This window comes from Rhodoblastus sphagnicola, assembly GCF_002937075.1.
Taxonomy (GTDB): Bacteria; Pseudomonadota; Alphaproteobacteria; order Rhizobiales; family Beijerinckiaceae; genus Rhodoblastus; species Rhodoblastus sphagnicola.
The window spans coordinates 1-5,469 of the sequence record NZ_NHSJ01000119.1; the positions used below are offsets into that span (position 1 = coordinate 1).

Annotated in this window: 7 protein-coding genes and 3 pseudogenes; 6 read left to right on the forward strand and 4 right to left on the reverse strand. The window is 60.7% G+C overall.

Annotation, left to right across the window (positions count from 1 at the left end; all coding sequences use genetic code 11):
* The first annotated feature begins 82 nt into the window (after positions 1 to 82).
* The gene (locus CCR94_RS19165) at positions 83 to 1,477 is read left to right on the forward strand and encodes an efflux RND transporter permease subunit (RefSeq protein ID WP_104509432.1); all 1,395 of its coding nucleotides are present in this window, start codon (positions 83 to 85) and stop codon (positions 1,475 to 1,477) included.
* 276 nt (positions 1,478 to 1,753) lie between these two features.
* Here the strand turns inward: CCR94_RS19165 and CCR94_RS19170 are convergent, their stop codons facing one another.
* Entirely contained in the window at positions 1,754 to 2,461 is a 708-nt protein-coding gene (locus CCR94_RS19170) for an HNH endonuclease family protein (RefSeq protein ID WP_244594141.1), read from the reverse strand.
* Between CCR94_RS19170 and repC the strand changes: the two genes are divergently transcribed.
* Genes repC through CCR94_RS19185 form a run of 3 tightly spaced genes read left to right on the forward strand, consistent with a single transcriptional unit; the run spans position 2,441 to position 3,279 of the window.
* Complete coding sequence (gene repC, locus CCR94_RS19175) at positions 2,441 to 2,605, forward strand: replication initiation protein RepC (RefSeq protein ID WP_244594142.1); 165 nt, start codon at positions 2,441 to 2,443, stop codon at positions 2,603 to 2,605. The genes CCR94_RS19170 and repC overlap by 21 nt on opposite strands.
* Positions 2,606 to 2,638: 33 nt before the next feature.
* Positions 2,639 to 2,890, forward strand: a complete 252-nt coding sequence (locus tag CCR94_RS19180; RefSeq protein WP_338053011.1) for an AbrB/MazE/SpoVT family DNA-binding domain-containing protein — start codon at positions 2,639 to 2,641, stop codon at positions 2,888 to 2,890.
* On the forward strand, positions 2,887 to 3,279 hold the full coding sequence (locus tag CCR94_RS19185) for a PIN domain-containing protein (RefSeq protein ID WP_104509435.1): 393 nt from the start codon (positions 2,887 to 2,889) through the stop codon (positions 3,277 to 3,279). Before CCR94_RS19180 ends, CCR94_RS19185 begins: the two co-directional genes overlap by 4 nt.
* 78 nt (positions 3,280 to 3,357) lie before the next feature.
* On the opposite strand, the pseudogene CCR94_RS19190 reads toward CCR94_RS19185, so the two are convergent.
* From CCR94_RS19190 to CCR94_RS26160, 3 genes and pseudogenes are all read right to left on the reverse strand, one after another.
* Positions 3,358 to 3,588, reverse strand: a pseudogene (locus CCR94_RS19190) (WGR domain-containing protein); the annotation flags it as partial.
* 88 nt (positions 3,589 to 3,676) lie between these two features.
* Positions 3,677 to 4,450 carry an SMC-Scp complex subunit ScpB gene (gene scpB, locus CCR94_RS19195; protein WP_104509438.1) on the reverse strand — a complete coding sequence of 258 codons (774 nt, stop codon included), beginning with the start codon at positions 4,448 to 4,450 and terminating at the stop codon, positions 3,677 to 3,679.
* A 2-nt stretch (positions 4,451 to 4,452) separates the two neighbouring features.
* Positions 4,453 to 4,575 carry a DUF1403 family protein gene (locus CCR94_RS26160; RefSeq protein WP_425332346.1) on the reverse strand — a complete coding sequence of 41 codons (123 nt, stop codon included), beginning with the start codon at positions 4,573 to 4,575 and terminating at the stop codon, positions 4,453 to 4,455.
* Positions 4,576 to 4,610: 35 nt separating this feature from the next.
* On the opposite strand from CCR94_RS26160, the pseudogene CCR94_RS19200 reads away from it, so the two are divergent.
* Positions 4,611 to 4,838 (forward strand): annotated as a pseudogene (locus CCR94_RS19200) (recombinase family protein); the annotation flags it as partial.
* A gap of 161 nt (positions 4,839 to 4,999) precedes the next feature.
* A pseudogene (locus CCR94_RS19205) lies at positions 5,000 to 5,137 on the forward strand (IS5/IS1182 family transposase); the annotation flags it as partial.
* Between the last annotated feature and the right edge of the window lie 332 nt (positions 5,138 to 5,469).

The following is a 5,469-nucleotide window of genomic DNA, read 5'->3' on the forward strand; positions in this document are numbered from 1 at the left end:
GCCACGTCGGAAAACAATGCCGGATTGAGACCATTGCGAACGTTGTCCGAGGCATTGCTCAGAGCCGCCTGAAGTTCCTGCTTTGTCTGCTTATGCGTATCCGAAGGCCTTTTCGTTAGTTCTGGCCATCCTGCAAGCCGATCCCGACGTCGAACGCTTTTCCACTTATGTCGGCTCGGGCGCGATCCGCTTTTATCTGCCGATGGATGTCCTGCTCAACAACGACAATATCGCGCAAACCGTCGTCGTCGCCAAAAGCCTGGCCGCGCGCGATGCGCTCAAGGCGCGTCTCGAAGACAGTTTTCGCGAAAACTTCCCCGATGTCGTCGCGCGCGCGTCGCCGCTGGAGCTCGGGCCGCCGGTCGGCTGGCCGCTGAAATATCGCGTCACCGGGCCGGACATATCGAGGGTCCACATTTATGCCCGCGAACTCGGCGGCGTGCTCGCCGGGGATCACGACGTGCGCGACGTGAATTTTTCCGCCGGCGACCCAAGAAAAAACATCGACATCGCCGTCGATCAGACCATGGCGCGCGCCATCGGACTTTCCTCGGAAGACATTGCCGGGGCGCTCGCCCAGATCTTCTCGGGCCGCTCGATCACGGCGGTGCGCGACCAGAATCGTCTCGTATTGGTGAAGCTGCAGGGAGAAAACGTCGAGCGCACCAATCTCGCCACCGTCGCCAACCTGCAAATCGTCGGCGCCGACGGGCGGTCCAAGCCCTTGCGGCAGATCGCGACCCTCACCTATGGCCTCGACGACCCCATCATCTGGCGCCGCAATCGCGAGCCGATCATCACGATCCAGGCCGATGTCACGCCGAACGTGCAGCCTGCGACCGTCACCGCGCGGCTTCAACCGGCGATCGACGCCTTCGTCGCCAAACTGCCGGAAGGCTACGCCGTCGCGCTGGGCGGCTCGGTCGAAGAGGCGGCCAAAGGCAACGATTCGATTGTCGCCACCCTGCCGCTCATGATCGGCATCATGATCGCGCTGCTGATGGTGCAACTGCGCAGCTTTACCCGGACCGCGCTCGCCATCGCCATGGCCCCGTTCGGCCTGATCGGCGTCGTCGCTGCCCTGCTGCCGACGGGAACGCCGATGGGTTTTGTCGCGCAGCTCGGCGTCATCGCGCTGGCGGGCATGATCATCCGCAACGCCGTCATCCTGATCCAGGAGGTCGACGCCAATATTGCGAGCGGCAAAGCTGTTCGCGCCGCGGTTATGGAGGCGACGCAGCATCGCGCGCGTCCCATCCTGCTGACCGCCTGTGCGGCGATTCTGGGCATGATTCCAATCTCGCAACAGATTTTTTGGGGACCGATGGCCTATGCCATTATCGGAGGACTGGCGATCGCAACCGTGCTGACGCTCAGCATGCTCCCGGCGGCATTGATGTTGTTGGTGTCCCGTAAGCAAGATCGCTCGACCCCGCGTACCTTGTCCGGTAAAAGCGGCAGGATCACCGACCATTAAAACTCCTTCAAATCAAACCGAGCCAAGCTCATGCCCCCAGATCGGAGAAACTGAATCAGAGCAGCCGCGATTCGGGAATCCCGTTTATGAGTTCATGACCTAACCTGCGGCTTAGATGCGTGAACTTGCTGTTCCCACATGTCAGCGAAATCGCCCCCGGCGCATGGCGGCAAGACAAGGGAGCATGCCAAAGTGTGGGGCGGTCAGCCGCTTCGGCCTGAATAGCGCTATCCGTGTTTAGGGCTATGGATTTGACCAACATGCGGAGCTTCGCCTTCAACAGCGTCGAGGTTCTTTGCGCTTGACGTAGGCGCTGGGCGCGAGACTCGCTGTGTATAGATGCTGGCTGGCGTATTTCTGGAGCTTGTAGCCGTATGGCTTGTCCTGAAGGCTGCGATTGATGTCGGCTGGCAGCAGCAAGAGTGCTGGCGCCGTGTCGCGCATCTGTTGGAATTCTTGCTGATCCGTAAATATGCCGGCATGCAGGCTGAAATCGTTGGCCCAGATGTGCTCGATGTCGAAAGGGTTCTTTTGGTCGCGGTCGATGAGGGCCGGAAAGGGATCGGCCCGGCCTGAGTGCGCGTCGGTGAAAGCGGTAATGCGCTGGAATATGTAGCGCCGACTGAACTGGTTGAGGGCCAGCTTGGCGATTCCGCCACGGTCTTTTTGCGCGCTTCCCTTGAACGTGACCCCATCGGCCGCGCGTTTTTCGGAGAGCACCTTGATCAGGGCGTCGAGCGGAAACTGCCGGATTCCCTTGCACAGCCGGTACATGGCGCAGGAAGTCGAGGAATAGCCAACCCGGATGTAATTGACCGTGCGCCGCATGAGCCAGATGTCGAGGTAGGTAGCGGTCGCGGCGATTTTCTTGCGTACGGTTTCCGCGTCGTCGGTCGGCCGTAGGGGCGCGAGCAGGACGGTTGCGAGGCGCAGGAAGCCATGGGGGCGGGGGATGCGGCGGTGATGGTCGCTGCGATCCTGCAAAAGGGCGAGGCCATTGGCAGTCCGGGCGGTTACCTGTGCGCGCTGTCGGCAAAGGCCAGGGCCAAGGAGTTTTCTATCGGTCCGGTGCTGATGGCGCTGTTGCTCGGCAAAGCTGGACGAGGCAGTAAGGCCACGCTTGCGTAGCCAGGATATACAAAATAGGATATACGCTATCTCATGTGTATCTTGGGTGTCTCCATGCAGGTCGCTAAATGGGGCAATAGCCTTGCCGTGAGGCTGCCCAAAAAGCTGGTCGATCAACTGCATCTCAAAGCGGGAGACGAGATCGACATTGTCGAGGCGGCAAGGGAAAAGCTGGTGGTGGACAAGCTCGACAGGCGCGCCGAGGCATTGGCTCGCATGAAGGCGCGCGCCTGGGAAACGCCCGCCAATTATCATTTCGACCGCGACGAGGCCAACCAGAGGTGACGGCTTTCTTCGACACCAACGTTCTCATTTGTGCCCAGGAGCAGGGCGCCAAGGCGGACAAGGCGCGCGCCTTGTTGGCGGCAGGCGGCATACTTTCGGTCCAAGTCCTCAACGAATTCACCGCTGTCGCACGCCGCAAACTTGGGAAAGATTGGGGCGAAATCGGCGAAGCGATCGAAGACGCGCTGACGCTCCTCGATCCGCCGCTGCCGCTGACCGTCACCCTGCATAAGGCGGCGCGGTCGCTTGCGGACGATCACAAAGTCTCATTCTACGACGCGTTGATCGTTGCCGCGGCGCTCGAAGCCGACTGCGAAACCTTGTTCAGCGAGGATTTGCAGAATGGCCGCGCCTTTGGCAAACTGAAGATCGTCAATCCCTTCGTCTGAGTGTGCAAGACGCGCCGCGCGTTGGACATCGCGATAGCCGCGGCGTCGTTTCGCCGCCTCCAGCCGCTTGAAGGCGCGCCTGGCGGCGTCCAATTCGGAAAACGTCATGATCATGCGGCGACCCGGCGCGCCGATCCGTCCCCAGCTTCGCACCAGCGCGTGTTCGCCGAACAAAGTCGGATGCACATCGAGTTCGTAGTAGCGCCACATGTTGCGCGCGGCGTCGATGCGTTCAAGGTGGAGCGGAAGATCAGCGGGGCCATTCATAGGCTTGAAGGTCGCGGCAAATCCGCCTGCTGTCCAACGCATAAACTGAATCAATCAGCCCGCGATTGATTCATTGCGTCGATGACAGCCGCACGCCGCATGCCGCCGCATAGGCTGGCGCTTGTCCGGCTCAAAAACGGTCGTCGTCGTCAAGATCGCCGTCAGAGCCGTCATCGGCGGCGCGTTCATCGCCTGCCTGCGGCGGCGGCGGCGCTTCGCCCTCCTCCTGATCGTCGTCGGGAATGAGCCCGAGGACGCGATCAAACTCGTCGCCAATTGCCGGCTGTTCCTGCAGCTCCGTTCCCCGCGCCAGCAGTCCAGCCTCTTCGAGGGCTTCGATATCGGGCAGATCGCGCAAGCTCCCGAGACCGAAGATTTCCAGAAACAGCTTGGTGGTCACATAGGTCAGCGGCGCGCCGGGCGCCGGCGAACGCGGGCCGGCGCCGATCAGCCCAAATCGTTTCAGACGCGCGAAAATATCGCGGCTGATCTCCTTGCCGATCAGACGCGACAGATCCCGGCGCGTCACCGGCTGCAGATAGGCGATCGCGGTCACCACCAGATGCTCGGTCTGCGACAAGGCTTTGAGCGCTCCCTCCCCGCCCGCCGCGCCGGAAGCGCGGATGGCGTCGGCGAACCGGTTTCTGGTGCGATGGCGCCAGCCGCCGGCGACAAAGGCCAGTTCGTAGGGGCGATCGGCCAATTCGTGCTGGATGTCGGCGATCAGCTCGTCGAGGCGGCAGCCTTCTCCGACCAGCAGGCTCAGATTTTCACGCGGCACGGGCGTGGCCGAGGCGAAGATCGCCGCTTCGACGCGCCCCATCCATTCGCGCCAGCGCAAATCCGGCGCCAGATCGGCGAGGTCGCGATCGAACAGCAGGTCGCCTTGCGCGGGGGGCCGCATGGTCACAGTCCATAGAGCCGGAAGCTTGGGCGCCGCGTCATCTCGCGCAGCGCACCAAGCGCGACCAGCCGATCGAGAAAGCGCCGCGCGGCCCGATCCGAGCCCAGCGCCGCCGATCCTTGCACAGTGAGATCGGGCCGACCCTCAAGATGTCGCCCGCTTGGACAAGCAGATGACGGCTTTGCGTCGAGGCATCGATCGCCTGATCGACAGCTATGCCAATGGGTTCGTCGAAAAACTTGAATTCGAACCGAGAATTACAGGGATGCGACAGCGCTTGTCGCAGCTCAAGGAGCATCATGAAGCAGCTGTTCGAGCGGCAGAAAGCGAGCGAGACCTCTGCCTGGTCATCAGCCGGGTGGAAGAATTCGCCGCAAAAGTCTCAGACNCGTGCCGGCCAACGCGAAATTATCCGCGCTTTGATCAAATGCGTTGAAGTGGACAGCGCGGGCATCGAAATCATCTTCCGGGTTCCGCCGCCAAATGCCCCAACCGGTCCAGCCTCAAGTCCCCGCAATCGATCGAATTGGCAACAATGTACAGCGGTCCGTCGAGCGCACCTTTGCTTGGCTCGGAAGATGCCGGAGGTTGCCGAAGGACTTCGAAAACCTGACGCGAAACGCCTTGGCCTTCATCCGCCTCGCCTCAATCCGCCTCATGCTGCGAAAGCTTTGCTCAAAAACTTAAACTTTCCGGACAGACTCTGAGAGTCAAATCTTGTTCGACTTGATGCATCTCATTCTTCAGGTTGGCTGTAACATTTTGTATTCATGATATCTTCCGTCACAATTATTGCGCGCCACTCGCTGCCGTGAGCGGGAAAATTCGCAATGCGAAGTCGCTTGATGACCAGCGCTTTCGTAAACCGTGGTGCATAACTCTAGGGAATGCCTAACTTACTTCGCGCTTTTAACAGATGATTCAGTCTTCGTTTTTATATCATGTCGCCATGACGCAGCGCTCTCGGAACCGCATTTCCTGAAGAAGGCAGACGTAAGCGATAGCCGATGCCAAGGGTT

Coding starts and splice junctions, on each gene's coding strand:
- repC (WP_244594142.1), top strand. CDS start 2,441: ATGGTCGCTGCGATCCTGCAAAAGGGCGAGGCCATTGGCAGTCCGGGC.
- CCR94_RS19180 (WP_338053011.1), top strand. CDS start 2,639: ATGTGTATCTTGGGTGTCTCCATGCAGGTCGCTAAATGGGGCAATAGC.
- scpB (WP_104509438.1), bottom strand. CDS start 4,450: ATGCGGCCCCCCGCGCAAGGCGACCTGCTGTTCGATCGCGACCTCGCC.